25 protein-coding genes and 1 riboswitch are annotated in these 26,754 nt (G+C 72.1%); of the genes, 7 read left to right on the forward strand and 18 right to left on the reverse strand.

Annotated elements, in window-relative coordinates; all coding sequences use genetic code 11:
- Positions 1–8 precede the first annotated feature (8 nt).
- Complete coding sequence (locus tag AC07FY_RS27590; protein ID WP_479011281.1) at positions 9–914, reverse strand: LysR family transcriptional regulator; 906 nt, start codon at positions 912–914, stop codon at positions 9–11.
- Between the two features lie 73 nt (positions 915–987).
- Between AC07FY_RS27590 and AC07FY_RS27595 the strand changes: the two genes are divergently transcribed.
- Positions 988–1,983: a DMT family transporter gene (locus tag AC07FY_RS27595; RefSeq protein WP_479011284.1), complete on the forward strand. Its 996-nt coding sequence runs from the start codon at positions 988–990 to the stop codon at positions 1,981–1,983.
- A gap of 109 nt (positions 1,984–2,092) precedes the next feature.
- On the opposite strand, the gene AC07FY_RS27600 is transcribed toward AC07FY_RS27595, so the two are convergent.
- Positions 2,093–3,436: an aminotransferase class I/II-fold pyridoxal phosphate-dependent enzyme gene (locus AC07FY_RS27600; protein ID WP_479011287.1), complete on the reverse strand. Its 1,344-nt coding sequence runs from the start codon at positions 3,434–3,436 to the stop codon at positions 2,093–2,095.
- Between the two features lie 28 nt (positions 3,437–3,464).
- On the opposite strand from AC07FY_RS27600, the gene AC07FY_RS27605 reads away from it, so the two are divergent.
- Positions 3,465–4,172 carry a pyridoxamine 5'-phosphate oxidase family protein gene (locus AC07FY_RS27605; RefSeq protein WP_479011290.1) on the forward strand — a complete coding sequence of 236 codons (708 nt, stop codon included), beginning with the start codon at positions 3,465–3,467 and terminating at the stop codon, positions 4,170–4,172.
- On the opposite strand, the gene AC07FY_RS27610 is transcribed toward AC07FY_RS27605, so the two are convergent.
- Both AC07FY_RS27610 and AC07FY_RS27615 read right to left on the reverse strand, forming a co-directional pair.
- Complete coding sequence (locus AC07FY_RS27610; RefSeq protein ID WP_479011293.1) at positions 4,154–5,206, reverse strand: DMT family transporter; 1,053 nt, start codon at positions 5,204–5,206, stop codon at positions 4,154–4,156. The two genes, AC07FY_RS27605 and AC07FY_RS27610, sit on opposite strands and share 19 nt — an antisense overlap.
- Before the next feature lie 166 nt (positions 5,207–5,372).
- Complete coding sequence (locus AC07FY_RS27615) at positions 5,373–6,347, reverse strand: EamA family transporter (RefSeq protein WP_479011295.1); 975 nt, start codon at positions 6,345–6,347, stop codon at positions 5,373–5,375.
- A 171-nt stretch (positions 6,348–6,518) separates the two neighbouring features.
- On the opposite strand from AC07FY_RS27615, the gene AC07FY_RS27620 reads away from it, so the two are divergent.
- Positions 6,519–6,947, forward strand: a complete 429-nt coding sequence (locus tag AC07FY_RS27620; RefSeq protein WP_479011298.1) for a type II toxin-antitoxin system Rv0910 family toxin — start codon at positions 6,519–6,521, stop codon at positions 6,945–6,947.
- 97 nt (positions 6,948–7,044) lie between these two features.
- Here the strand turns inward: AC07FY_RS27620 and AC07FY_RS27625 are convergent, their stop codons facing one another.
- A complete protein-coding gene (locus tag AC07FY_RS27625) occupies positions 7,045–7,653 on the reverse strand; it encodes a PadR family transcriptional regulator (RefSeq protein WP_479011301.1) in 609 nt (202 codons plus the stop codon).
- 187 nt (positions 7,654–7,840) lie between these two features.
- On the opposite strand from AC07FY_RS27625, the gene AC07FY_RS27630 reads away from it, so the two are divergent.
- Complete coding sequence (locus AC07FY_RS27630) at positions 7,841–8,662, forward strand: PhzF family phenazine biosynthesis protein (protein ID WP_479011304.1); 822 nt, start codon at positions 7,841–7,843, stop codon at positions 8,660–8,662.
- Positions 8,663–8,711: 49 nt separating this feature from the next.
- Here the strand turns inward: AC07FY_RS27630 and AC07FY_RS27635 are convergent, their stop codons facing one another.
- Together AC07FY_RS27635 and AC07FY_RS27640 are read right to left on the reverse strand one after the other, a co-directional pair.
- Positions 8,712–9,527: a CPBP family intramembrane glutamic endopeptidase gene (locus AC07FY_RS27635; protein WP_479011307.1), complete on the reverse strand. Its 816-nt coding sequence runs from the start codon at positions 9,525–9,527 to the stop codon at positions 8,712–8,714.
- A gap of 117 nt (positions 9,528–9,644) precedes the next feature.
- The gene (locus AC07FY_RS27640; protein ID WP_479011310.1) at positions 9,645–11,165 is read right to left on the reverse strand and encodes a glutamate-cysteine ligase family protein; all 1,521 of its coding nucleotides are present in this window, start codon (positions 11,163–11,165) and stop codon (positions 9,645–9,647) included.
- Between the two features lie 495 nt (positions 11,166–11,660).
- Here AC07FY_RS27640 and AC07FY_RS27645 point away from each other — a divergent pair, with 495 nt between their 5' ends.
- The gene (locus tag AC07FY_RS27645; RefSeq protein WP_479011313.1) at positions 11,661–12,281 is read left to right on the forward strand and encodes a hypothetical protein; all 621 of its coding nucleotides are present in this window, start codon (positions 11,661–11,663) and stop codon (positions 12,279–12,281) included.
- A 290-nt stretch (positions 12,282–12,571) separates the two neighbouring features.
- Positions 12,572–12,778 carry a DUF5999 family protein gene (locus AC07FY_RS27650; protein WP_479011316.1) on the forward strand — a complete coding sequence of 69 codons (207 nt, stop codon included), beginning with the start codon at positions 12,572–12,574 and terminating at the stop codon, positions 12,776–12,778.
- Positions 12,779–12,859: 81 nt separating this feature from the next.
- Here AC07FY_RS27650 and gcvP read toward each other — a convergent pair whose 3' ends face one another.
- Positions 12,860–15,745, reverse strand: a complete 2,886-nt coding sequence (gene gcvP / locus AC07FY_RS27655) for an aminomethyl-transferring glycine dehydrogenase (protein ID WP_479011319.1) — start codon at positions 15,743–15,745, stop codon at positions 12,860–12,862.
- A gap of 196 nt (positions 15,746–15,941) precedes the next feature.
- A riboswitch (glycine riboswitch) is annotated at positions 15,942–16,040 on the reverse strand.
- Between the two features lie 113 nt (positions 16,041–16,153).
- Here gcvP and AC07FY_RS27660 point away from each other — a divergent pair.
- Complete coding sequence (locus AC07FY_RS27660; RefSeq protein ID WP_479011322.1) at positions 16,154–16,519, forward strand: PRC-barrel domain-containing protein; 366 nt, start codon at positions 16,154–16,156, stop codon at positions 16,517–16,519.
- A 9-nt stretch (positions 16,520–16,528) separates the two neighbouring features.
- Here the strand turns inward: AC07FY_RS27660 and AC07FY_RS27665 are convergent, their stop codons facing one another.
- The 10 genes from AC07FY_RS27665 to clsA form a co-directional block, all read right to left on the reverse strand.
- On the reverse strand, positions 16,529–18,007 hold the full coding sequence (locus tag AC07FY_RS27665; protein WP_479011325.1) for a DNA polymerase IV: 1,479 nt from the start codon (positions 18,005–18,007) through the stop codon (positions 16,529–16,531).
- 44 nt (positions 18,008–18,051) lie between these two features.
- Entirely contained in the window at positions 18,052–18,690 is a 639-nt protein-coding gene (locus tag AC07FY_RS27670) for a MerR family transcriptional regulator (protein WP_479011328.1), read from the reverse strand.
- A 189-nt stretch (positions 18,691–18,879) separates the two neighbouring features.
- Positions 18,880–19,353 (reverse strand): bifunctional nuclease family protein, encoded by a 474-nt coding sequence (locus AC07FY_RS27675; protein WP_007262890.1) that lies wholly within the window; start codon positions 19,351–19,353, stop codon positions 18,880–18,882.
- Between the two features lie 51 nt (positions 19,354–19,404).
- A complete protein-coding gene (ftsR, locus tag AC07FY_RS27680) occupies positions 19,405–20,166 on the reverse strand; it encodes a transcriptional regulator FtsR (RefSeq protein WP_479011332.1) in 762 nt (253 codons plus the stop codon).
- 45 nt (positions 20,167–20,211) lie between these two features.
- Positions 20,212–21,156 carry an FHA domain-containing protein gene (locus AC07FY_RS27685; RefSeq protein ID WP_479011371.1) on the reverse strand — a complete coding sequence of 315 codons (945 nt, stop codon included), beginning with the start codon at positions 21,154–21,156 and terminating at the stop codon, positions 20,212–20,214.
- An 85-nt stretch (positions 21,157–21,241) separates the two neighbouring features.
- The gene (locus AC07FY_RS27690) at positions 21,242–22,060 is read right to left on the reverse strand and encodes a DUF881 domain-containing protein (RefSeq protein WP_479011335.1); all 819 of its coding nucleotides are present in this window, start codon (positions 22,058–22,060) and stop codon (positions 21,242–21,244) included.
- A 5-nt stretch (positions 22,061–22,065) separates the two neighbouring features.
- Positions 22,066–22,398 (reverse strand): small basic family protein, encoded by a 333-nt coding sequence (locus tag AC07FY_RS27695; protein WP_007262894.1) that lies wholly within the window; start codon positions 22,396–22,398, stop codon positions 22,066–22,068.
- Positions 22,395–23,300: a DUF881 domain-containing protein gene (locus tag AC07FY_RS27700; protein WP_479011338.1), complete on the reverse strand. Its 906-nt coding sequence runs from the start codon at positions 23,298–23,300 to the stop codon at positions 22,395–22,397. Before AC07FY_RS27700 ends, AC07FY_RS27695 begins: the two co-directional genes overlap by 4 nt.
- Before the next feature lie 97 nt (positions 23,301–23,397).
- A complete protein-coding gene (locus AC07FY_RS27705) occupies positions 23,398–25,893 on the reverse strand; it encodes a sugar phosphate nucleotidyltransferase (RefSeq protein WP_479011341.1) in 2,496 nt (831 codons plus the stop codon).
- A 99-nt stretch (positions 25,894–25,992) separates the two neighbouring features.
- Positions 25,993–26,583, reverse strand: a complete 591-nt coding sequence (gene clsA, locus AC07FY_RS27710; protein ID WP_479011343.1) for a cardiolipin synthase ClsA — start codon at positions 26,581–26,583, stop codon at positions 25,993–25,995.
- Positions 26,584–26,754: the final 171 nt, after the last annotated feature.

The raw sequence follows: 26,754 nt of genomic DNA on the forward strand, positions 1-26,754 counted from the left end.
TGCACGGCTCAGCGTTGCAGCCGGGCGGCCGACCGCTCCAGGGCCTCGACCGCCGCGCGGACGGAGGGGCGGCGGTCGGCGTCCGCGCGCCAGACCGCGTACACGTGCCGGCGCACCGAGTCGCAGACCGGCAGCAGCCGCACCCCCTCCGGCACCGGGCCGCGGCCCAGCCTCGGCGCCACACACACCCCCAGCCCGGCCTCCACGAAGGCCAGCTGCGTGTGGTGCTCCTCCGCGATGTGGGTGATGCGCGGCTCGGTTCCCGTGCCGCGGAGGGTGAAGACCAGCCACTCGTGGCAGAACTGCCCCTCGTTCCAGGAGATCCAGTCGTCGTCGGCGAACTCGGCGAGCGAGATCTCCGCCCGGCCGGCCAGCCGGTGTCCCGCCGGGACCGCGATGTCGACGGAGTCGTCGAGCAGGTGCGTGCGGGTGAGCTCGGCCGGCACCGGCATGCGCTTGTTGTACCAGTCGATGGCCAGCGCCAGGTCGAGGTCCCCGCGCACGACGGCGGCCATGCTCTCCTCCGGCTCCTGTTCGCGGACCAGCACCCGCAGCTCCGGATGCGCCTCGCGCAGGGCGGCCACGGCAGGTGGCAGCAGGCCGCGCATGGCGGTCGGGAAGGCGCCGATGCGCAGTTCGCCGACCGCACTCCCCCGCTGGGCCTCCACGTCGGCCTGGGCGAGCTCCACCTGGGAGATGATCCGCGCGGCGTGGTCGGCGAGCAGCCGCCCGGCATCGGTGAGCCGGATGCCGCGCCCGTTCCTGGCCAGCAGGGGTTGGCCCACCTCGCGTTCGAGCTTGGCCATCTGCTGGGAGACGGCGGAGGTGGTGACGTGGAGCCCGTCGGCCGCGCCGCTGACCGATCCGTGGCGGGCGAGGGCGTCGAGGGTGCGCAGGCGCTCCAGGTTCAACATGTAAGCGATGCTACGCCGTCCTGCCGAGAAACTCTCGCTTGTCCTACGAAGTTGAGGCGAGCACAGTAGCGGCATGAGCGCACCCTCGGCCCCTCGCACCACCCCCTCCGCCCCTTCCCCCGCCTCGCCGCCGGTCGTCGCGGGCACGGCCGGCACGTGCGGCCCGACCCCCCGCCGACGCCTCCTGCCGGACTGGCGCGTCCGCTTCGCGATCCTGTCGGTCGTGTGGGGCTTCAGCTTCCTGCTGATCAAGGTGGGCACCGAGGGGTACGCGCCCTTCCAGGTGGCCCTGGGCCGGGTCGCGTTCGGTGCGCTCGCCCTCCTCGGCGTGCTGCTGGTCCGCCGGGAGCCGCTGCCCCGGGGCGTGCGCACCTGGGGCCACCTCGGCGTGGCGGCGCTGCTGCTCAACACCGCCCCGTTCTCCCTCTTCGCCTACGCGGAGCTGAGCATCCCCTCCAGCCTGGCGGGCATCTGCAACGCCACCTCCCCGCTGTGGGGGATGGCCCTGTCCCTGGTCGCGCTGTCCGAGGACCGCCCGACGCGCCGCCGCGTGACCGGCCTCGGCCTCGGCTTCCTCGGCGTGCTGACCGTCCTCGGCGCCTGGCAGGGCTTCTCCGGGGTCGACGCCAAGGGCACCGCCTTCGCCCTGCTGGCCTCGCTCTGCTACCCCGTCGGCTGGATCTACGTCCGCCGCACGCTGGCCGGGACCCCGGGCTCACCGGTCGCCCTGACCGGTGCCCAGCTGATCCTCTCCACGGTGCAACTCGCCTGGATCAGTGCCCTGTTCACCGCCGCCCCGGCCTCGTTCCCGCTGTGGCCGACGCTGTCGGTGATCGCCCTGGGCGCCCTCGGCACGGGCATGGCGCTGCAGATGCAGTACGGCCTGGTGTCGGAGATCGGCCCGACCACCGCCCAGATGGTCACCTACTTCATCCCGGTCATCGCGACCACCGCGGGCGTCCTGGTCCTCGGCGAGCAGCTCCACTGGAACACCCCGGTGGGCGCCGCGGTCGTCCTGGCGGGCGCCGCCCTCACCCAGACCCGGCCCACCCGGCGCGAACCGGCCTGACGGGCCTGACGGGCCTGACCGCCCTGGCCGGCCCGCCCCGGCCGGACCCGCCCCCAGCCGGGCCGGCTTCCCCGCCACCCCGCCGACGCCACCCGCCCGGCGCCGGCGGTCAGACGTACCGGACCCCCGCCGCCCCCGGCCGGACGGCCGCGGCCACGGCGTCCGCCAGTGCCGGCACCTCGGCGAGGGCCACCTGCGAGATCGTCAGCCGCACGCCCGCCGGCGACTCGACGCGGAACCGCGCCCCGGGAGCCACCGCCCACCCGGCGGCCAGCAGCCCCGTCACCACCCCGGTCTCGTCGGCGACCGGCACCCACACGTTCATCCCCGTCCGCCCGTGCGCCCGTACGCCCCGCTCGTGCAGCGCCGCGACCAGCGCGTCCCTCCGCTCCCCGTACGACCGGGCGACCGCCGCCCGGTCCACCGCGCCCGAGGCCCACAGTTCCACCACCGCGTACTGCAGCAGCCGGCTCACCCACCCGGGGCCCAGCCGCTGCCTGCCCCGGACCCGGTCCAGCGTCACCGCGTCCCCCGTCAGCACCGCGAGCCGCAGGTCCGGCCCATACGCCTTCGCCGTCGACCGCACCAGCACCCAGTGCCGGGTGACCCCGCCCAGCGGGTGCAGCGGCAGGTCCACGATCGCGTGTCCGTGGTCGTCGTCGATCACCAGCACCCCGGGGTGGGCCGCCAGCAGGGCCCGCAGCTCCCCGGCGCGCTCCGCGCTCACCGCCGCCCCGGTGGGGTTCTGCGCCCGCGCCGTCACCACCAGCGCCCGGGCCCCGGCGTCCAGGGCCCGGGCCACCGACTCGGGCCGCGGCCCCTCGTCGTCCACCGCCACCGGCAGCACCCGCAGCCCGAGCGCCGGGACCAGGTCCAGCACACTCCCCCAACCGGGGTCCTCGACCGCGACCGGGTCCCCGGGACGCAGGTGCGCGGCCAGCACCCGCTCGATCCCGTCCAGGGCCCCCGAGGTCAGCGCGACCGGCCCGGCCGGCACCCCGTCCGCGTCGAGGTCGGTCCGGGCCAGCCGCGCCAGTACCGGGTCCAGCGGGTCCTGGCCGTAGAGCGGCGGCGCCTGCGCGTACCGCCGGGCGGCCGCCGCCAGCGCCCCGTCCAGCGACGGCAGCAGGGCCACGTCCGGGTTGCCGGTCGTGAGGTCCCGTACGCCCGCCGGCACCGCCATCCGCAGGGCGTCCCGCGGAGTGCTGGAGGGACGGGACCGCACCCGGCTGCCGCGCCGCCCGTCGGTCTCGATGACCCCGCGCTCGCGCAGCGTCCGGTACGCGGCCGCGACGGTGTTGGGGTTCACCCCCAGCTCGGCCGCCAGCTCCCGCATCGGCGGCAGCAACGCCCCCGGCGCGAGGGAGCCCGCTCCCACGGCCGCTTCGACACTGGCCGCGATATCCGATGCGCGGCGCCCGGTGATCCGATACTCTTCTAGCACAAACGACATTATGCACTAGTACAACGGAGTCCGCATCATGACCGCCACGCCCGCCACGGAATCGCCCGCGTCGTCCGGGCCGACCACCCCGCCCGCCGCCTACGCGCCCACGGACCGCACGGTTCCCAGCCGCTCCCGCGACCGCGCGCGCTACGACCGCGAGACGGTGCACTCGATACTCGACCAGGCGTACGTCTGCCACCTCGGCTTCGTCCGCGACGGCGCCCCCGTGGTGCTGCCGACCCTCTTCGGCCGGGTGGGCGAGGCCCTCTACCTCCACGGCTCCACGGGCTCGCGCCCGCTGCTGGCGGCCGGCAAGGCCGACCCCGGCCTGCCGGTCTGCGTGACCGTGACGCACGTCGACGGTCTGGTCCTGGCCCGGTCGGCCTTCCACCATTCGCTGAACTACCGCTCGGTGGTGGTGCACGGCACGGCCTACCAGGTGACGGACGAGGAGGAGTGCCGGACCGCCCTGGACGCGCTGGTCGACCAGGTGGTCCCGGGCCGCTCCGCCGACTCCCGGCCGGCCAACGCCAAGGAACTCGCCGCCACCGCGGTGATCCGCCTGGACCTGACCGAGGTGTCCGCGAAGATCCGTACCGGCGGGCCGAACGACGACGCCGAAGACCTGGGACTGCCCTTCTGGGCGGGCGTGGTCCCGGTCGCCCCGGGCTACGGGGCGCCGATCCCGGCGGCCGGTCTGGCCCCCGGGATCGCCACTCCGGACTACCTCGCGGCGCTCTGACCCGAGGCGTCGGGAAGCACGACGGGCGTGACCACCGGCCCGTCCGCCGACCCGCCGACGATCCCGGTACCGGCCGCCCCGCCCCGTACGGCCCCGGCCGGCGTCCCGTCCGCCGGCCGGCGCCGTTCCGCCGCGATCAGGGCGCCCACGGCCGCCAGCAGCAGGACGGCGCCCAGCACCACGGCCCCGGTCAGCCGCTCCCCGAGCAGGGTCACGGCGATCGCCGCCGCGCCGACCGGCTCGATCAGCATGATCACGGACACCGTGGCGGCCCGTACCGCGGCCGCTCCGGTGAAGTAGAGCGCATACGCCAGGGCCGTCGGCACGGTGGCGACGTACACGAGCAGCCAGAGCACCCGCCCCGGCTCGGCGGTGTGGGGCAGCAGCCCCTCCGCCGCGGCGAGCGGCAGCAGGCACACGGTGCCCACCGCGACCGACCACGCGGTGGTCACCAGCGGGTCCCCGCCCGCCCCGCGCCGCCCGAGCCAGCGGGCCCGCAGGGTCATCGCCGCGTAGCCGGAGGCCGACAGCAGCGCCCAGCCGACACCGAGCGGGCGGACCTCCCCGCCGCCGCTGCCCAGCACCAGGACGGCGAGCCCGGCCAGCGCGCCGGCGACGGCGGCCGCGCCGCCCCGGCCGAGCCGCTCGCCCATCCAATACCGGGCCCCGAGCGCGATCAGCACGGGCCCGGCGCCGAGTGTGACGACGGTGCCGACCGCGAGCCCGGTCTCGCGCACGGCGGCGAAGTAGGCGGCCTGGAACAGGGTGAACAGCAGCCCGGTCACGATCAGCGAGCCGGCCGGGGGCCTCTCCCGCCCCGCCCCCGGACGGGCCTGCGGGCGCGCCCGGCGCAGGGCGAGCACCCCGAGCAGCACCACGAGCCCGCCCGCGCACCGCCAGAACGACAGGGCGAGCGGACCGAGGTCACTGGCGAGGAAGAGGAGGGAGGCGGCCGCCCCGGCGGTGCCCCAGGCGGCTCCGGCGACGACGAGGTAGAGAAGATTGCGCCCGGTGGCGGGCAGCTGGTTCGACACGTGGTTCTCCGCGCGTGCGTGAAGGATGAAAGGTGCGGGTCATCGCTTCGCGGGCAGCGCTCATCCGCCCGGGAACTCCCCGGGCAGGGGTACTCGTTCGAGGAGGTGCCGCCCGCGCTAGGAGCGGGCGGGAGGGGGAAGCACGGTCGAAGGCATGGACGCCACCCTAGGCCCTGGTCGTCTCGCGGTCCACCGCGGCCGGACCGGCCGCCGCGGCGGCCGCCGGGGCCGTGGCCGGGGCGGGCCGGGAGGACTGCGCGATGAACGCACCGCCCAGCACCAGCCCGCCGCCGACGATCTGCCAGGTGGACAGGTGCTCGCCGAGCAGGATCCAGGCCAGCACGGTGGCGACGACCGCCTCCAGGAAGGCCACCACGCCCGCGACCTGCGGCGAGAGCCTGCGCACGGAGACCACCCCGGTCAGGTAGGCGAAGACGGTCGCGACCAGCACCACCCAGCCGAGCAGCACCGGCGCGGGAACCATGGTGTCGCCCACGGCGGCCTCCCCGCCCAGGACGCTCCAGGCCATCTCCCAGGGCCGGGCGATCACCGTCATCACCAGGGTGCCGACGAGCATGCCGTAGGCGATCACCCCGAACGGATCGGGGGCGTCCTCGGCGTCGGCGCCCTGGTCGGCGAAGACGAAGTAGCAGGCCTGGCAGCAGGCGGCGGCGAGGCCGAAGAGCACGCCGAGCGGGTCCAGGCTCAGCCCGGCCCAGATCTCGACGACACAGGCCAGCCCCACGACGGCGACGGCCGCGCCGGCGGCGGCGCCCCGCGTCACGGGCTTGCGCTGCACGAAGCGGATGTAGCCGAGCAGCAGGGCGGGGCCGAGGTACTCCAGCAGCAGGGCCACGCCGACGGGGATCCGGGACAGCGAGGCGAAGTAGAAGGCCTGCACGCCCGCGACGGCGACCAGCCCGAAGCCCGCGAGCAGCGCGGGCCGGCGCCACAGGAGGTCGCGGTGGCGCCAGGCCAGCGGGGACAGCACGAGCGCCGCCCCGGCCACCCTGAGCCAGACCATGTGGAGGGGGTCCAGACCCGCCTCGATCAGCGGCTTCGCCGCCACTCCGGAACCACCGAACGCGAGCGCCGAGACGAGGGCGAGGCCCAGTCCGGCGTTTTTCCCTGACGCTTGCATCGGGCCATCATGGCAGGCGCCGGTCAGGAGCGTCACAGGTGTGACACCTGTTGAGACGGAGCCGGAGCCGGGCTCGCGGCCCTTCGGTTTTCTGACATGCCGTCAGTATTGAATGTTCCGTCCCCCGGGGTTACGTTCCGCCGCACGTACCCGACGAGAAGGGGTGGTCGCATGGCCGAAGTCACCGCGGAATCACGCATCGAGGCGCCCGCCGCTAAGCTCTGGTCCCAGCTGACCGACTGGGACGCGTACGACCGGTGGAGCATGACCCACACCGACTTCCCGAAGGGCGGCCCGGACACCCTCGCCGTCGGCGCCACCTTCACCGAGAACATGAAGATGATGGGCTTTCCGGCCGAGGTGCTGTGGACGGTGTCGGAGCTGGAGGAGGAGCGCGTCCTCGCCATCACCGGCAAGGGCCCGATGGGCGTCGCCGTCCTCACCCGCTACACGCTCGTCCCGGACGGCGCCGCCACCACCGTCCGCATCGACGGCGAGTTCACCGGCGCGGCCGTCTCCCTGATGGCGGGCAAGCTCAAGGACTCGGCCACCGCCGCCCTGAACGAATCGCTGCGCAAGCTCGCCGGCCTGGTGACCTGACCCGCCCCGCGACCCGGCCGACGACCCCCTCGTACGCCCCCGCACGCGACGGCGCGCCCCGCGGCCATCCGCGGGGCGCGCCGTCGCACCGGTCCGGTCAGTGCTCGTCGGCCAGGATCAGGTAGAGCTTCCTGCGCGCGTCGTTGACGACGGCGAGGGCCTTGTCCCGCTGCTCGGGCGTGCCGGTCTTGAAGACCTGGCCGAACGCCTCCCACAGGCCGACGCCGGCCGCCCGGATCTCGTGCATCGCCTCGAAATCGGGGCCGCGGCCGGCATCGGCCCAGGGGGCGTCGGGGCCCGACTCGGCCTCCGCGCGGCCGGCTTCGGTGAGCGTGAACAGCTTCTTGCCGCCCTCGCTCTCGCTGGTGATGAGCCCTTCGTCCTCGAGGAGCTGCAGGGTCGGGTAGACCGAGCCCGGGCTGGGCTTCCAGCCCCCGCCGCTGCGCTCGCCGATCTCCTGGATCATCTCGTAGCCGTGCATCGGCCGGTCGGCGAGCAGCGCCAGGATCGAGGCGCGCACGTCACCGCGCCGGGCCCGGCCACGCGGCCCTCCCCGTCCGCCGCGCCCGCCGAAGGGTCCGCCGCCGAAGGGGGGGCCGAACGGCCCGAAGGCGGCGCGCCGCCCCATGAACTCCTCCCGACGATCGGGTCCGCAGTGGCCGTGGCCCCGGCCGTGCTCGTGTCCGTGCTGTCCGTGTGAACGCATGACTGCGCTCCTTTCGTCTTGTCCGTCGCTTTCACGTCGTATCGGTCATCCGATGCTTCCACTATCGTTGAGCCATCGCGATGCGTCAACGATATATCGGAAACTTCTTCAATGAACAGCTGCCGAGCCGTCCTGACACGCCCCACCCGCCGTGGCGGCGTCCGAAGAGCCGCCCTACCGTCGGTGCATGCGCATCCGAATCGTCGACGCCTTCACCGACCGCCCCTTCCACGGCAACCCCGCGGGCGTCCTGCTCCTCGACACCGCGTTCCCGCCGGACACCTGGCTGCAGCAGGTCGCCGCCGAGGTGAACCTCTCCGAGACCGCTTTCGCCCACCCCCTGCCGCCCGGCTCGGACGCCGACTGGGCCCTGCGCTGGTTCACCCCGGCCGCCGAAGTGGACATGTGCGGGCACGCCACCCTCGCCACGGCGCACGTCCTCGCCGCGAACGGACTCGCCGACGGGTTGGTCCGCTTCACCACCCGCTGCGGCATCCTGACGGCCGAGACGGGCCCCGACGGGGCGGTCACCTTGGACTTCCCGACGTCCTCGCTCACCCCGGCCCCGGCCCCGCCCGCCGTGCAGCACGCCCTCGGCGGCGCCCCGATCCTTTCCGTGCACGACACCGCCGCCCACATCGGGGACCTGCTGATCGAGCTCGCCGACGAGCGGACGGTCCGCGAACTGGCACCGGACCACGCCGCCCTGCGGGCCTTCGCCAAGCGCGGGGTGATCGTCACCGCCCAGGCCGAGGACCCCGCCGGCGGGTACGACTTCGTCTCCCGCGGCTTCTTCCCGGCCTTCGGGATCGACGAGGACCCGGTCACCGGCAGCGCACACACCGCCCTCGCCCCGTTCTGGGCCCGGCGCCTGGGCCGCACCGAGCTGACCGGCCTCCAGGGCGGCGCGCGCCGGGGGCTGGTACGGGTGACTCTGGCGGGCGAGCGGACCCTGCTGACCGGTCACGCGGTGACCGTCATGGACGGGGAGCTCCTCACCGCACCCTGACCGGGCGGACGGCCGGGTGCCCGCCCGCCGAGCGGGCCCGGCACGGCGCCTACGGCGTCGGGAGCCAGTCCACCTTGCCGGCGAGCAGCGCGTACCCGCCGAAGGCGACCAGATCGAGCAGCGCGTGCGCGACGACGAGGGGGCCCACCCGGCCCCAGCGGCGGTAGGCCAGGACGAAGACCACACCCATCACCACGTTGCCGACGAAGCCGCCGATGCCCTGGTAGAGGTGGTAGGAGCCGCGCAGCAGTGAGCTGGCCAGCAGCGCGGCCAGGGGAGACCAGCCGATCTGATCCAGTCGCCGCAGCAGGTAGGCGAGCACGATGACCTCCTCCACCACGGAGTTCTGCACCGCGGAGAGGATCAGCACGGGGAACTTCCACCACACGTCGGGCAGGGCCTCCGGCACCACCGTGAGGTTGAACCCGGCGGCCCGTGCCCCCAGGTAGAAGACCAGCCCGGCGCTCCCGATCCCGGCCGCGACGAGGGCGCCCCGTGCGAGGTCCGACACCGGCCGGGTGCGGTCGAAGCCCAGCACCCGCAACCCGGGCGCGCCCTCCCGGGTCAGCAGGTGCGCGACCAGCAGGACCGGGACCAGTGCGCTGGCGATCCCGAAGAGTTGCCAGGCCAGGTCCAACCAGGGCCGGCCGGGTGCGTACGAACCGTTCAGCGTGGCGGCCTGGTCCTTGAGCCCACCGGGCTTGGTGAGTGAGCCGGTGAAGCTGATGAGCGCCGAGACCCCGCTCGCACCCAGCGACAGCGCCAGGACCAGCAGGGTCTCGGTCCGCAGGACACGCCGCGTCCCGTCCGCGCCCAGCTCTGGGACCACCGGCTCCGCGCGCACGCCCTGCTCCCGTCCCGCCATCCCGATACGACCACCCCATAGTGCCCCCTCGGGGAGCGGCGGGCGGCCGGGGACCCCCGTGCGGGCCGCACGGGACGCACGGGACGCACGATCAGGCGCCGACGGGAGCCGGGCGGGTCAGCCTCCGGCGGGCGCCTCCCGCCCGGGGCCCACCGGCCAGGTGTGCACGGGGTCGCCCTTGTGCATCAGCTCGGTGTAGCGCCGCGTCGTCGCCGCCAGTGCCGCCCCGCGGTCCAGGCCGGAGGCGAGCGCCCGGTGGTAGGTGTCCACCTGCCAGGTCGCCCCGTTCACCCGGCGCCGGCAGCGCTCCTCGATGATCCCGAGGTAGCGGTCGCGGTCCGCGGGCTCGATCCCCCACGCGTCCAGGCCGGCCGCCGCCATCGGCAGCAGTTCGTCCAGCACCAGCCGGACCGCGGACACGCTGGCCAGTCCCCCGGCCCGGCCTCGGCGCGGCCAGCGCAACCGGGCGTCGATGCCGTACCGGCACGCCGCGTCGAAGTTGGCCTCCGCCTCGGCGAAGGGCAGCCGGGTCCACACCGGGCGCGGCTCGTCGGCGAGGGTGCGCACGAGCCCGTAGTAGAAGGCGGCGTTGGCGACGACGTCGGCGACGGTGGGCCCGGCCGGCAACACCCGGTTCTCCACGCGCAGGTGCGGCACCCCGTCGGCGACGCCGTAGACGGGCCGGTTCCAGCGGTAGACGGTGCCGTTGTGCAGGACCAGCTCCTGCAGCCCGGGCACCCCGCCCTCGGCCAGCACCCGCAGCGGCTCCTCCTCATCGCAGATCGGCAGCAGGGCCGGGAAGTAGCGCACGTTCTCCGCGAAGAGCTCGTACGCCGAATCCACCCAGCGCTGCCCGAACCAGGTGCGCGGCCGCACCCCCTGCGCCTGGAGCTCGGGCGGCCGGGTGTCGGTGGCCTGCGTGAACAGCGGCGGCCGGGACTCCCGCCACAGCTCGCGCCCGAACAGGAACGGCGAGTTGGCGCCCACGGCGATCTGCGCGGCGACCACCGCCTGGGCGGCGTTCCACACGTCCGCGAACCGCCCCGGGGTCACCTGAAGATGCAGCTGCACGGAGGTGCAGGCGGCTTCCGGCACGATCGACCCGGTGTGCCAGACCACCCGCTCGACCCCGTCGATGTCCAGGGCGAAGTCCTCGCCGCGCATCATCAGTATCTGCTCGTTGAGCAGGGAGTACCGGTCGACCGCGGAGAGGTTGGCGGTGACGAGGTCCTCGCGTGTGATCGTCGGCAGAATACCGATCATCACCACCCCGGCGTCCATCTCCGCGGCCTGCCGGTGCGCGTAGCCGAGGCCCGTGCTGAGTTCCTCCGCGAGCTGGTCGAATACCCGGCCGCCGAGGCGGTGCGGAAGGACGTTCACCTCCAGGTTGAACATTCCGAGTTCGGTCTGGAAATCGGAGCTGGCAATCCGCTCCAGCACCTGGGCATTGACCATGCGCGGCAAACCGTCGGCGCCCGCCAGATTCAGCTCTATCTCCAGTCCCATCATGTTCCTGGGACGATCGAACCTCTTCTCCGCCAGAAGTCGCTCCAACCCCTCCAAGCACTCGTGAAGCTTCCTTCGATACCGCTGCCGATCGGACAGGTCGAACCCGCCTGCCACGACCTTCTCCCCCATCGAAGCTTCCCTCCTCGAGTGCGCCTGGCCCGGTGGCACCCAGCGCGCATGTACGGTCGATGATGCCCCGGCAGCGTGATCCATAATGCGGCGGGGGCGTGTGCGGCGAGGAGCGCGCGCCGGTTTGGCCGACGGGCGTTTTGGCACATTCACCTGGCAAGCGGGTTTGCGCAAATTCCGCGTCGACTTTGCCCGTTCACGTTAACCGGCGCTTTCCAGCCGAGCCCCTTTCCGGTAACCTCCGAGGTCAGGGAGGCACGTTCGCGCCGACCCGGCATGAATCCCATGCCAGCGGGACCGGTAAGCGCCTTGCCTGCAATAGGCAGGACAGCTAGCCGAAACACCGCGTGAACACATGTCGTATAAACTCCGCAAACGAGGCAGAGAGTTGGCGCGCGGCCATTGCCCCTCAGCCCCCCTCTGGCCCCAGAATGCGACAGCGCCGTCCGCACCTGCCCCCGTTCCACCGGTCTCCCAAGTGAGAGGCGACCCACCATGCCGCTGCATGTCCCTCCGGCTCCCGCGCCCGCCCTGCGCAGCGTCCTCGCGGCCCTGGGCTCCCCCACCGCCGTCCACGAGGCACACACTCCCGCCCTGCGTGCCCTCCAGGGGCCGGTGACGGCCGAACTCCCCCTTCCGGTACACGTGCTGGACCGGTTGAACATCGCGGACCGGACGTCCTGCGGCAGGCCGCCCCGCACCCGCCTCATCGGCTGGCGCTTCCTGATCCGCGGCGGCGACCGCTACGTCGCGGCCGCGGACACCCGGCTCACACCGGACGGCTGGGCCTTCTCCCACTTCTTCGAGGGCCCCTATGTGGCGGCCACCGAACGCGCCCTGCGTCAGGCGGAGTCGCTCGGGACGGCGTACCAGCCGCGGCTGCTGTCCGTTCCCGAGCTGTACATGCTGACGCTGTGGCTGCACGGGGCGGTGGGCGCGGACGCCTCCGCGGGCCTGCCGGCGGGCGAGGACCTGCTGATCCCCCTCGCTCCGGCCCCGCCCGGCATCGCCGCGTACCGGCCCCACCCGGTCTCCGAGCTGCTGCCCGTCCTGACCCACCGGCTGACCCCCGCGGCGGCGCCCGTCCCGCCCACGTTGGCGGCGCCGGCGGCGTGAGGGGCCGGGCGGCGTGAGCGATCCGGTGGCCCGAGTGGCCCATTCGGCCTAGCCCGCTCGGACCACCGGCGAACCATCCGAAAGGACGGGGGAGTTGGCGTGAACCGCCCGCACGAGTGATGCGTCATCAATCTGTGAGGACAGCTGGCGCGAAATACCTGCGAAGCGGCTGTCGTGGGGGAAGACTGAGGACAAGCTCCCCGCAGGTGCGGGGATGACCCAGGGGGACGGCCATGAACGACGCATCGAGCCGTAGCACGCAGACCACACCGCAGCGAAAGAACGCATCCATGTGCCAGCACCAGCCAGCCTGCCCGACAGCCGAATCCGCCGACCGGGAGGCCGCGCTCCCGGTGGCCAACCACCCGGAACAGGGCTGGAGCCTGCTGTGCAACGGCGTCCTGCTCTTCGAGGACACCGGTGAGCTGCTGCCGGACGGCCAGATCATCGCCCCGCACCGCCCGCTCGCGGCGGCCCAGGTGATGAGGGCCGCCTAGCGGGCCGAACGCGGCGGACCGGCGGCGGCAACGACGAAGGGGCCGATCCGGGAGTTCTCCCGGACCGGCCCCTCACTCATGTCAGTTGTCGTACTCGTCCAGCGGCGGGCAGGAGCACACCAGGTTCCGGTCGCCGAACGCGCCGTCGATGCGGCGCACCGGCGGCCAGTACTTCTCCGCGGCCGTCACTCCGCCGGGGAAGACGGCCTCGTCGCGGGTGTACGGGTGGTTCCACTCGCCGCCCAGCGCCGCCGCCGTGTGCGGGGAGTTGGCCAGCGGGTTGTCGTCCGCCGGCCATTCGCCGGCCGCGACCCGGTCGATCTCGCCGCGGATGGCGATCATCGCGTCGCAGAAGCGGTCGATCTCGGCGAGGTCCTCGGACTCGGTCGGCTCGATCATCAGCGTGCCGGCCACGGGGAAGGACATCGTCGGCGCGTGGAAGCCGTAGTCGATCAGGCGCTTGGCGATGTCGTCCACGCTCACGCCCGTCGTCTTCGACAGCGGACGCAGGTCGATGATGCACTCGTGCGCGACCAGGTTGCCCGGGCCGGTGTACAGCACCGGGTAGTGCGGCTCCAGGCGCTTGGCGATGTAGTTGGCGCCGAGCACCGCCACCTGCGTGGCGCGCTTGAGGCCCTCGCCGCCCATGAGGCGCACGTACGACCAGGAGATCGGCAGGATGCCGGCCGAGCCCCACGGGGCGGCCGAGATCGGGCCGACGCCCGTCTCCGGGCCGGCCGTCGGCTGCAGCGGGTGGTTGGGGAGGTAGGGGGCGAGGTGCGCCCGGACACCGACCGGACCGACGCCGGGGCCGCCGCCGCCGTGCGGGATGCAGAAGGTCTTGTGCAGGTTCAGGTGCGAGACGTCGCCACCGAAGTGACCCGGCTTCGCCAGGCCCACCAGGGCGTTGAGGTTGGCGCCGTCCACGTAGACCTGGCCGCCGGCCTCGTGCACCTGGGCGCAGATGTCGGCGACGTGCTCCTCGAACACACCGTGCGTGGAGGGGTAGGTGATCATCAGCACGGCGAGCTCGTCGCGGTACTGCTCGATCTTGGCGCGCAGGTCGTCCGCGTCCACCTCACCGTCGTCGGCGGTCTTGACGACGACGACCTTCATGCCCGCCATCACGGCACTGGCCGCGTTCGTGCCGTGCGCGGAGGAGGGGATCAGGCAGACGGTGCGCTGCTCGTCGCCGTTCGCGCGGTGGTAGGCGCGTACGGCGAGCAGCCCGGCCAGTTCACCCTGGGAGCCGGCGTTGGGCTGGATGGAGACCTTGTCGTAGCCGGTGACCTCGCAGAGACGTTCCTCCAGCTCGTTGATGAGCGTGAGGTAGCCCTCCGCCTGCTCCGCCGGGGCGAAGGGGTGCAGCTGGCCGAACTCGGGCCAGGTGACCGGCTCCATCTCGGTGGTCGCGTTGAGCTTCATGGTGCAGGAGCCCAGCGGGATCATGCCGCGGTCCAGCGCGTAGTCCTTGTCCGACAGCTTGCGCAGGTAGCGCAGCATCGCGGTCTCGGAGCGGTGCTGGTGGAAGACGGGGTGGGTCAGGTAGGCGTCCGAGCGCAGCAGGCCCTCGGGCAGGGTGTCGGCCGTGGCCGCGTCGAGCGCCTCGATGTCGGCCGTGACCCCGAAGGCGGCCCAGACGGCCTCGATGTCGGCGCGCAGGGTGGTCTCGTCGCAGGCGACGGAGACGTGGTCGGCGTCGGCCGAGTAGAGGTTGACCCCGCCCTCGCGGGCGGCGGCGACGACCTCGGCGGCGCGGCCCGGGATCCGGGCCGTGATCGTGTCGAAGTACGCGCCGTGCACGATCTCGACCCCGCCGGCCCGCAGGCCCGCGGCGAGCAGCGCGGCGTAGCGGTGGGTGCGGCGGGCGATCGTGCGCAGCCCGTCCGGACCGTGGTAGACGGCGTACATGGCGGCCATGACGGCCAGGAGCACCTGGGCGGTGCAGATGTTGCTGGTCGCCTTCTCGCGGCGGATGTGCTGCTCGCGCGTCTGCAGCGCCAGGCGGTAGGCCTTGTTCCCGTCCGCGTCGACGGAGACGCCGACGAGGCGGCCCGGCAGCGAGCGCGCGTGCTTGGCCTGGACGGCCATGTAGCCCGCGTGCGGTCCGCCGAAGCCCATCGGGACGCCGAAGCGCTGGGTGGTGCCGACGGCGATGTCGGCGCCCAGCTCGCCCGGGGAGGTCAGCAGGGTCAGCGCGAGCAGGTCCGCCGAGACGGTGACGATGGCGCCGAGCTCGTGCGCCTGGTCGATCAGCGGCTTGATCTCGCGCACGGCACCGGAGGCGCCGGGGTACTGGAGCAGCACGCCGAAGACGCCGCGCTCGGCGATCTCGGCCGGGATTCCGTCCGACAGGTCCGCGACGACGACCTCGACGCCCGTGGGCTCGGCGCGGGTCTCGATCACGGCGATGGTCTGCGGCAGCGCGTCGGCGTCGATCAGGAAGACGCCGTCCTTGACCTTGCCCACGCGGCGCGCGAGCGACATGGCCTCGGCCGCCGCGGTGCCCTCGTCGAGCAGCGAGGCTCCGGAGGTCGGCAGGCCGGTCAGGTCGGCGACGACCGTCTGGAAGTTCAGCAGCGCTTCGAGGCGGCCCTGCGAGATCTCGGGCTGATACGGCGTGTAGGCGGTGTACCAGGCCGGGTTCTCCATCACGTTCCGCAGGATCACCGGCGGCGTGAAGGTCCCGTAGTAGCCGAGGCCGATCATCGAGGTCAGGACCTGGTTGCGGTCGGCGAGTGCGCGCAGCTCGGCGAGCACCTCGGCCTCGGTGCGCGCCTCGGGCAGGTCGAGCGCTTCGGCGGTCTTGATGACATCCGGTACCGCGGCTGCGGTCAGTTCGTCCAGGGAGCCGTAGCCCACATGGGCGAGCATCTTCGCCTGCGCCTCGGCATCCGGGCCGATGTGGCGCTGCTCGAAGGGGATGCCTCGCTCCAGCTGGGAGAGCGGAATGCGGTTGGCGGTCATGTACGGAGGCCTCCTGGTCGTATGACCTGCGAGGGGCACCACGGCGCGGGCACCCGGACGGCCTCCCCCTCTGTCATCTCAACCTGAGAGCTTCACCGGATCCGCGGAGGTCGCCCGAGGGGTCCGGTTTTCACCGTCGGTGAGGAGAGGGACCGGCACTGCGCGCCCGGTACCCGCCCCTGCTTTCCAGAGTGGCCTCGTCCGTGCGGTACGTATGCCTGAGAGATTCCGGGGAGGATTTGCTCCTTCGGCGCCTCCGTCTCGTTCATTCGGAGGACTCTCCCGCACAGGGTCGACAGCCACCACCCAGCCTACCAGCGAGGATCCGGGGCACTCCCCGAGTGGCCTCCCGTCCCGTTATGCACTTCTGTAGTGCTTACGGAGGAGTTGCGACGATGTGGAGGGACCGTGCAGACCGACATCGATCCGCGCAGCCTGATCGGCCGCAAGGCGTTCGACCGCAACGGCACCAAGATCGGCACCGTCGACGAGGTCTACCTCGACGACGCCACGGGCGTACCCGAGTGGGCGGCCGTACGGACCGGCCTGTTCAGCCGGGACGCGTTCGTCCCCCTGGAGCCGAGCGAGCTGGTCGGTGACACCCTTCGGGTGCCCTTCGACCGTTCCCTGATCAAGGACGCCCCCGACTTCGGGGTCGGCCGCCACCTCTCCCCCGAACAGGAGCTGCAGCTCTACCACCACTACGGCCTGGACGTGACGCTGCCGAGTGACTTCCGGCACGATTTCGGGCACCTGGCCGGCGACGAGGGCTGAGGCGTCCGGTCAGGACGGCGCGCGGGGCCCGGACTGCGGCTCCTCCCCCACCAGCGGAAGCGGATCGGACGGCTCCAGCTCGGGGTCGTCCACCCGGAAGGTCCGTACCCGACCCGGCTCCGAGCCGGGCCGCTCGAACCGAACGGTCACCCGCCCGACTCCGCTGCCCTGCACCCACCCGGGCCCGTGCACCGCGTGCCGCACGTCGCTCCCGGCCGCCCAGCGCCGCTCGGGAGCGGCCTCGGGGCCGGGGGGCGGCTCCGCGCCCGCCCCGCCCGCCGAGCCCTCCAGGCCCCCGGCAGCGGCCCCGCCCGACCCTCCGGCCCCAGCTGCCGCGCCCGACCCACCGGCCCCGTCGATCGCACCGGTCCCACCGGCCCCGCCGGCCTCCCCCGACTCGCCCTGCGGCCCGACCGCCAGCGACTGGGCGAACAGGTCCTCCTGCGTGTAGTCGGCAAGCCCGGTCACGCCCACGCCGAGCAGCCGGACGCCGCCCGTGGTGTCCACGCCCTCCAGCAGCCGCGCCGCGGCCTCGCGCACGACCGCGGGGTCGTCCGTGGGCCCGCGCAGCGTCTCGGACCGGGTCAGCGTCGAGAAGTCGTAGCGGCGCACCTTCAGGACGATCGTGCGCCCGGAGTGCCCGGATCCGCGCAGCCGCTGCACGCACCGGTCCGCGAGCCGCTGCACCTCGGTCCTGATCCGCACCCGGTCATGCAGGTCGATGTCGAAGGTGTCCTCCACCGACACCGACTTGGCGTCGCGCTCCGCCACCACCGGCCGGTCGTCGATCCCCTGGGCCATCCGGTACAGCCCCACCCCGTGGGAACGCCCGAGCATCCGCACCAGCTCGTCCTCGCCGGCCTCCGCCAGGTCCCCCACCGTGGTGATGCCGGCCCGGCGCAGGTGTTCACCGGTGGCCGGCCCGACCCCGGGCAGGGTCCGCACCGGCATCGGAGCGAGGAGCTCGCGCTCGGTGCCCGGCTCGATCAGCAGCAGCCCCGCCGGCTTGGCCTCCTCCGAGGCCACCTTGGCCAGCATCTTCGAGCCGGCCAGCCCGACCGATCCGCTCAGCCCCGTCGCGGCCCTGATGTCCGCCCGCAGCCGCTCTCCGGTGGCCCGGGCGGCGAGCGCGTCGAAGGCGGTGCCGCCCGCCTCCAGGTCCACGAAGGCCTCGTCCAGCGAGAGCGGCTCGACCAGCGGCGACAGCTCCCGCAGCAACGCCATCACCACATCGCTGACCTGCCGGTAGAGCGTGAAACGCGGGATCAGGTAGGCGCCGTTCGGGCAGAGCCGGCGCGCCTGGGCCATCGGCATCGCCGAATGCACCCCGAACCGCCGCGCCTCGTACGAAGCGGTGGCGACGACCCCGCGCGGCCCGAGCCCGCCGACGATGACGGCCTTGCCGCGCAGGCTGGGCTTCGACGCCTGCTCCACGGACGCGTAGAAGGCGTCCATGTCCAGGTGCAGGATGGTCGGGGCGGCTCTCACGTGCCCGATGCTGCCCTACGGGACTGACAATCCCGCGGCCCGGTTCACCCGGCCCGGTTGCGCCGCGCGGCCAGCTCGTCCGTCGGGTTGTGCCGGACGAGCGTCTCCCCGGTGTCCACCCGCTCCCCGTGCAGCTGGGACAGCGCGTTCTCCACGTCGCGCCACACCACCCCCACGGCGATGCCGAAGACGCCCTGCCCGCCCTGGAGCAGGCTCACGACCTGGTCCGGCGAAGTGCACTCGTACACGGTGGCGCCGTCACTCATCAGCGTCATCCGCTCGAGGTCGCAGAAGCCCCGGTCACGCAGGTGCTGTACGGCCGTGCGGATGTTCTGCAGGGCCACCCCGGTGTCCAGGAAGCGCTTGACGATCTTCAGGACGACGACGTCGCGGAAGCTGTACAGCCGCTGGGTCCCCGAGCCGTAGGCCGGGCGCACGCTCGGCTCCACCAGGCCCGTCCGCGCCCAGTAGTCGAGCTGCCGGTAGGTGATGCCGGCCGCGGCGCACGCCGTCGGCCCGCGGTAGCCGACCTGTTCGGGCGCCGGGTCACCGCCGACCGGTCCGACCGGCGTCGACTCCGGCTGACGGCGCGCGGAACCGGCCGCGTTGCCGTGCAGGGGGTACGGTCCACCGTCACTCCGTACGGGGATGCCCCCGGTCGTACCGTCGCCCGTGATCCTCACGCCGACCCTCCGTCCTTGCCTGCCCACCTCGAAGGTAGGCAGTCACCCGGGGTGCGTCAACGATCGCCACACTCGGCACGCCGAGTGATAATCACCCTGAGAGTGGTTTCCCGTATCCCTTTGCGGGGAAAGGCTACTCGAATGGGCTGACAGTCCCCGGTGGATGACACGGCGGACGCGGGCGCCGCGTCACTGGGGGCCGGTACCGAAATCCTCGGGCGAGATCTGGTCCAGGAACTCGCGGAACTTCTCCACCTCGTCCTCCTGCTCGTCCGGAATCGCGATCCCGGCGTCGTCGAGCACGCCGTCACTGCCGTAGATCGGCGTCCCCGTGCGCAGGGCCAGCGCTATGGCATCGGAGGGCCGCGCGCTCACCTCCACCCCGCTGGCGAAGACGAGCTCCGCGTAGAAGACGCCCTCCCGCAGATCCGTGATCCGGACCTCGGTGAGCTCCTCGCCGACCGCCTCCAGCACGTCCTTGAACAGGTCGTGCGTCAGCGGGCGGGCAGGGGCCATCCCCTGCTGCGCGAAGGCAATGGCGGTAGCCTCCCCAGGACCGATCCAGATGGGGAGGTACCGGTCGCCTCCCACTTCACGCAGGAGCACGATCGGTTGGTTGGAGGGCATTTCCACCCGGACACCCACAACGTCGAGCTCGTTCACACAGCAACCCTAGGACCTGCCCGGCAGGTTTGGGTAGTCGGGGCCCCTCCCTCAGGGCAGCCGGACCCCGAGCGCGGTCTGTACCAGGGCCTCGTGGAGCCGTACGCACAGCCCCGCGAGCTCCTTCGTGGTGGTCTCCGCATGGGCCCGGGTCTGAGGGTTGCGGTGCCGCCGCAAGGGTGCCACGACCTGCTCCACGAGACCGGCCTCCCGGTCCGCGGCGGCCTTCACGGCCCGCAGGTGCCGGGGCTCCAGCCCGAACCGCCCCAGGTCGGCCACCAGCCGGGCGACCGTGACCGCCTCGGCGTCGAAGCCGCCTCCCGGCGCCTCCGCCAGCAGGCCGTAGGACTCCCACTCGACCAGCCGGACCTCGTCCACCCCGGCGGCCGCGATCAGCTCCGCGCGGCCCACCCGGGCCACCGTGGGCCCCTGCGGACCGGCGTCTGCGCAGAGGGCCGCAGATCCCGCCGGATCGACGGACTCCCCGTGCGCCGTGGGCGCCGGAATGCGGATCCGCTCACCGCGGGCCAGCGCGTCGAGCTGCTCGCGGATGACCTTCAGCGGCAGATAGTGGTCGCGCTGCAACCGCAGGACGCGGGCGAGCCGCTCCACGTCCTCGGTGCTGAACTTGCGGTAACCGGAGGGGGTGCGTCTGGGCTCGACGAGCCCCTCAGCCTCCAGGAACCGGATCTTCGAGATGGTGACATCGGGGAACTCGTCACGCAGCGTGGTGAGCACCGTGCCGATGCTCACCAGCCGCCCGGCCGAGCCGGCGGCGCCGTTTCCGGCGCCGCCCGTCGGGGTGCGCAGCATGGGACCTTCCCTCTTGGTCTCCCCGGACGCGGTCCGGGGAGGGGGTCAGACGCTCCGCAGGCTCGCGTAGAAGACCAGCCGGTACTTGCCGATCTGCACTTCGTCGCCGTTGTTCAGCGCGACGGAGTCGATCGGCTCCCGGTTGACATACGTGCCGTTGAGGCTGCCGACATCGGAGACGGTGAAACCGCCGTCCTGGCTCCTGCGGAACTCGACATGGCGCCGGGACACGGTGACGTCGTCCAGGAAGATGTCGCTTTGCGGGTGCCGGCCCGCCGTGGTCAGCTCGCCGTCCAGCAGGAAGCGGCTGCCGGAGTTGGGACCGCGCCGCACGATCAGCAGGGCGGAGCCGGGCGGCAGCGCTTCCACCGCGGCCTGGGCCTCGGGGGACAGCGAGGACGACACGTGCTGTTGTCCCGACACCTCGGCCTCGTAGGCCTCCAGGCCCGAGATCGAGATGGTGGAGGTGGTCTCCGAGGCGCGCTCCGGCGTCAGACCCGCCCGCAGCGGCGCGCCGCAGTTGGAGCAGAACCGGCTGGCCGCATCGCTGCGGTGTCCGCACCTGCTGCAAACCTGCTCGGCCGACATGGACGGCTCCTCGCGCCGCGGCTGCCCCGCGGAGGCGTTGGTGGCATACGGGTCGGGCGCAAACCCTCCACCCGTACTTGAGGTTGATGGTTCACCGAAACCTATGCGTCCGGTACCAGCGGGGTCAACAGACGACGCGCCGTGCCCGCCCGGAATGTCACCCCCGCCCGCGACCTCGTCACGGAAGAGCGGCCGGTCGCCCTGCCCTTCCGCATCACCCTGACCGGCACGGTGGCGTGCCGGCCCGCTTTCCTCGCGGTTCTTCTTGCCGAACAACTTCTCAAACAACTTCACGGGCGATTCCCCTTGACCGAAACAGACCCGCCCGTGGGGCAGGACGAACTCCGCATGCACACACCTGCCGACCCGGACATTCTCACAACGTCCGTAACCACCAGACAGTTTCCACCACGCACCGCGACTTCGGTGCGTCGACCCCCCGCAGGCGTCCGCCCGCGTGAGCCGGTCCACTCCCCGCTCCGCGTCCTCACGATGACGACCGAGCGTAGTCAGGCTGCTTCACAGCCCGCAAGGCATCCACAATGATCTTCGTCGGCCGTGTGACGAGGACCGTGGCCTGTTCCTTCTCCAACGTCTGGACGACACCGCCGGGGATGTTGAGCGCGGGCTCCAGATCCTGCGGCTTGCCGATCACCTTGAACTCGTACGGTTGTGTGATCTTCGTTCCGTCGATGCCGACGCCGCCGTTCTCGTCCGAGAAGTACGAGCCCGCCACCACACGCACCCCGTTGATCTGGATCGCCTCGGCCCCGGCCGCCCGCAGTTCCTGAAGCGTGTCCAGCAACTGATCGGACCGCACCTGGCCCTTGGGATCGGTGATCCTCAGTGTGATACCGGGCCCCTGGGCTGCCACCGTACCGGCCAGGATGCCGAGTTGGCGCTCCTTCTCCACGGTCTGCTTGCGCGCCTCTTCCGCCTGGTTGGAACTGCTCTCCAGTTCCTTGCGCTGGTCCTCCAGCCGCTGCTTCTCCTCCTCCAGGCGCTTGGTCCGCCCGTCCAGCTCGTCGAGGATCCGTACGAGGTCCTCCTGGCGGGCCCCGCGCAGGGCACTGGAGTCGCTGGTCGAGCGCACCTGGATGGCCAGCCCGAGCCCCAGGACGAACAGCAGCAGGGCGACGATCAATTGGGCCCGGCTCACCCGCGGCGGCCACAGCCCGGCCGCGAGCCGCTGCCGGCCCGTCTGCTCGGGCGCCTCCTCCGCGGCTTCCGCCCCGGCTTCCGTCCCCTGCTGCAGAGGCTGCTGCGGACCGTTCGGCTCCTCGGGCGGAGTGCCATGCGTACTCATCGGCCTCACGCCCGGAACACGTGCCGGCGGATGGCCGCGGCGTTGGAGAAGATGCGGATGCCGAGGACCACGACCACGCCCGTGGACAGCTGCGAGCCGACACCCAGCTTGTCGCCGAGGAAGACGATCAGCGCCGCCACGACCACGTTCGAGAGGAACGACACCACGAAGACCTTGTCCACGAAGATGCCGTCCAGCATCGCCCGCAGACCCCCGAACACCGCGTCCAGCGCCGCCACCACGGCGATCGGCAGATAAGGCTCCACCACGGCCGGTACTTCGGGCCGGACCAGAAGCCCGACCACCACTCCGGCCAAGAGGCCCAGTACCGCGATCACGATGCACCCTTCTGCTGCTCTGCTGTGGCTGTACGTACGGTCAGGCTCGACGCCGCCGGCAACCGCACCTCGTCGGCGGCGGACAGCGTGGAGCGGATGCCGTAGCTCTCCTGCAGCACGTGCAGGTACTGGCCGTCCGGCGACTCCTGGAAAGCCGCACCCAGCCGCTTCTTGTCGCCGACCGCCAGCACCTCGTACGGCGGCACCAGCGGCCTGTTGTCGACCAGTATCGCGTCACCGGCCGCCCTGATCGCCGAGAGCGCGGTCAGCCGCTGGCCGTTGATGGAGACGGCCTCCGCCCCCGACTGCCACAGCCCGTTGACGATCTTCTGCATGTCCCGGTCCCGGACCCGGCCGGTGTCCGAGAAGCCGGCGCTCTCCCGCGGCCCGTCCCCGCCGCCCGACGACGCGCCCTTCGCGTCGTCCACGACGAGCTTGATCCCGGGACCGCGCACCTCCGTGGCACCCGACAGCAGCGCGACGAGCTCGCCCTGACCGCCCCCGGGCTGCTTCAGCGCCGCCCGCTGGCGCTCCGCGACGTCCGTCCGGAGCCGCTCGATGTCCCGCTCCAGGGCGTTCGCGCGCTCATCGGCGCGCTCCACCCGGTCGATCAGCTCGTGCCGCTCCTTGACCAGCACCGGCGCGGCCACCCGCGCCTGCGCGGCGCCCAGCGTGACGACCATGGCGGCGAGCACGAGTCCGGCGGCGAGCGCCAGTTTGGCCTTCAGCGTGCGCGGCAGGCCCGCCGTACCCTCCGCCTCACGACGGGCCGCGGCCTGCGCGTAGCCCTCGTCGAGACCGTGGTCCATCACGTGCGTCAGCAGCGACATGGAGGCGTCCGGGCGCGCGGGCGCAGGAGACGCCGAACTCCGGCTGTGGGACGGCTGCGACATGCCGCACATCGTCGCATGTCGGCGGCGTACACACCCAATGCGCCCGTGCGGGCCGGGCGGGAGAACTCCCCGCCCGACCCGCACGACTCCGGTCCGTACGCGCCGCTCAGCGCCCGGCGCCGTCCACCACCGCGGCCCACTCGTCGAGCAGCGCCTGCGCCGAGGTGTCGTCGGGACCTTCGGCCCACAGGTGGGTGACCGCCTCCGCCGGGTCCGGCAGCACCAGCGCCCAGCGCCCGTCCGCCTCCACGACCCGCACTCCGTCGGTGGTGTCCACCTGCCGGTCGCCGGCCGCCTCCACGACCCGGCGCATCACGAGCCCCTTCACCGCCCACGGCGTCGGCACGTCCCGCTTGAGGACGTGCGCCCGCGGGATCCTGGCGTCTATCTGGCTGAGGGTGAGCTGCGTCCGGGCCACCAGCCCGAGGAGCTGCACGAACGCGGCCGCCCCGTCGAAGACGCTGCCGAACTCCGGGACGATGAACCCGCCCCGCCCGTCACCGCCGAAGATGGTGCTCTCCGCCCGGCCCACCCGCGTCAGGTCGTCGGGCGACGTCGTCGTCCACTCCACCTGCGTGCCGTGGTAGGCCGCCACCTGCTCGGCGACACGGGTCGTGGTCACCGGCAGCGCCACCTTGCCGCTGCGCTTCGCCGCCGCCACCAGGTCGAGCATCACGAGCAGCGCCCGGTCGTCCTCGATGATCCGACCGCGCTCGTCCACCAGCGAGATCCGCTCACCGACCGGGTCGAAGCGCACACCGAATGCGGCCCGCGCCGAAGCCACGATCTCCCCGAGCCGCACCAGCCCGGCCCGCCGCGCTTCGACGGTCTCGGTCGGCCTGGACTCGTCGAGCCCGGGATTGATCGTCAGCGCGTCCACGCCGAGCCGGCCCAGCAGGCTGGGCAGGACGAGCCCGGCACTGCCGTTGGAGGCGTCCACGACGACCTTGAGCCCCGCGTCGGCGATCCCGGTGGTGTCGACCCTGCGCAGCAGCGAACCGGTGTAGGCGTCGAAGACACTGCTCGGGAACTGCAGGTCGCCGATCTCCCCGGGGAACGCCCGCCGGTACTCCTGGCGTGCGTACACCCGGTCGAGCTTGCGCTGCTGCTGGAGCGAGAGGTCCGCCCCCCGCTCGTCCAGGAACATGATGTCCACGGAGTCCGGCACACCCGGCGAGGTGCGCAGCACGATCCCGCCCGCGCTACCGCGGGCCGTCTGCTGCCGTGCCACGGGCAGCGGCACGTTCTCCAGGTCGCGCACGTTGATGGCGCTGGCCTGGAGCGCCGAGATCACCGCCCGCTTGAGCGCCCTCGCACCTCGGGAGTGGTCACGCGCGGTGGTGACCGTCGCCCCCTTCTTCAAGGTCGTCGCGTACGCGCCCGCGAGCCGCACCACCAGTTCGGGGGTGATCTCCACGTTCAGGATGCCGGAGACACCACGCGCACCGAACAGGTGTGCCTGGCCTCTGGACTCCCAGATGACGGACGTGTTGACGAAGGCGCCGGCCTCGATGGTCTTGAACGGGTAGACCCGCACATTGCCCTGGACGATCGATTCCTCGCCGACGAGGCACTCGTCCCCGATGACCGCGCCGTCCTCGATCCGAGCGGCCCGCATGATGTCGGTGTTCTTGCCGATGACACAGCCGCGGAGATTGCTGTGGGGCCCGATGTACACGTTGTCGTGGACGACGGCCTTGTGCAGGAAGGCCCCGCTCTTGACGACGACGTTCGAGCCGATGACGGTGTGCTCGCGGATCTCGACCCCGGCCTCGACCTTGGCGTAGTCCCCGATGTACAGGGGCCCGCGCAGTACCGCGTCCGGGCTGACCTCGGCGCCTTCGGCGATCCACACGCCGGGCGAGATCTCGAAGCCGTCCATCTCGATCTGGACCTTGCCCTCGAGCACGTCGGCCTGCGCCTTGACGTAGCTCTCGTGCGTGCCGACGTCCTCCCAGTAGCCCTCGGCCACGTAGCCGTAGATCGGCCGGCCTTCCTTCATGAGCTGCGGGAACACGTCACCGGACCAGTCGACCGAGACGTCCGGGTCCACGTAGTCGAAGACTTCCGGCTCCATCACGTAGATGCCGGTGTTGACCGTGTCCGAGAAGACCTGGCCCCACGTCGGCTTCTCGAGGAAGCGTTCGACCTTGCCCTCCTCGTCCACGATCGTGATGCCGAATTCCAGCGGATTCGGCACGCGGGTGAGGCACACCGTGACCAGTGCGCCCTTCTCCTTGTGGAAGCGGATCAGATCGGTGAGGTCGAAGTCGGTGAGCGCATCGCCGGAAATGACGACGAAGGCGTCATCCTTCAGGGCTTCCTCGGCATTCTTCACACTGCCGGCGGTGCCGAGTGGCTTCTCCTCGTTGGCATAGGTGAGCTCCATTCCGAGCTCCTCGCCATCCCCGAAGTAGTTCTTGACGAGTGACGCCAGGAACTGCACGGTGACCACGGTCTCGTTCAGCCCATGGCGCTTGAGCAGCCTGAGCACGTGCTCCATGATCGGCCGGTTCGCCACCGGCAGGAGCGGCTTGGGCATGCTTGACGTCATTGGGCGAAGACGTGTTCCTTCGCCACCGGCCATCACGACGGCCTTCATGTCGGAAGAGTCCTCCTAGAGAGATGACGGTCTTGCCGACCTCACCCGTCTCGGACGGTGACCTGGGAACTCCTCCGCGTCATCCAACGCGTGGCGGGCTCAATCGGCCGTGGCGTCAGCCTTGACCAGACGGCGGACTTGAACCACGTATAGGATTCCTGCCCACCAATAGAGGGTTGTACCCCATCCGGCGAACGCCCATCCGAAAACTGACCCCGTCCAGGCCAACCAACCCGTGCCATCACTGAGCAGCAGCAAGGGGAACGCGTACATCAGGTTGAAGGTCGCGGCCTTGCCGAGGAAGTTCACCTGGGGCGGCGGATAGCCGTGGCGGCGCAGGATCCACACCATGACGAGCAGCATCAGCTCGCGTGCGAGCAGGGCTCCCGTGAGCCACAGCGGCAGAATCTCGCGGTAGGTCAGACCGAAGAGCGTGGACAGGATGTACAGCCGGTCCGCAGCGGGATCGAGCAGCCGGCCGAGCCTGCTGATCTGGTTCCAGCGGCGGGCGAGCTTCCCGTCGAGGTAGTCACTGATCCCGCTGAGCATGAGCACGGCCAGGGCCCACCCGTCGTACTCGGCGAGGATCAGCCACAGGAACAGGGGCACGCCGGCGAGGCGAGCCATGCTCAGGACGTTCGGAATGGTGAAAATTCGGTCGGTCTGAACCCGAGTCTCCTGGACCTCCACCCGGGGGCCTCCACTGTGACGATAGAAATCCGGTCGTGCGATGCCCCCTGACCCTACAGGAGACCGCACATGTGTCCTGAACGCAGAAAAGCCCCGCACCGGACCTGTGAGGGTCTGGTGCGGGGCTTCCCGCAATGATTGTTCGGCGGCGTCCTACTCTCCCACAGGGTC

It is taken from the genome of Streptomyces sp. NPDC045967 (assembly GCF_056430495.1).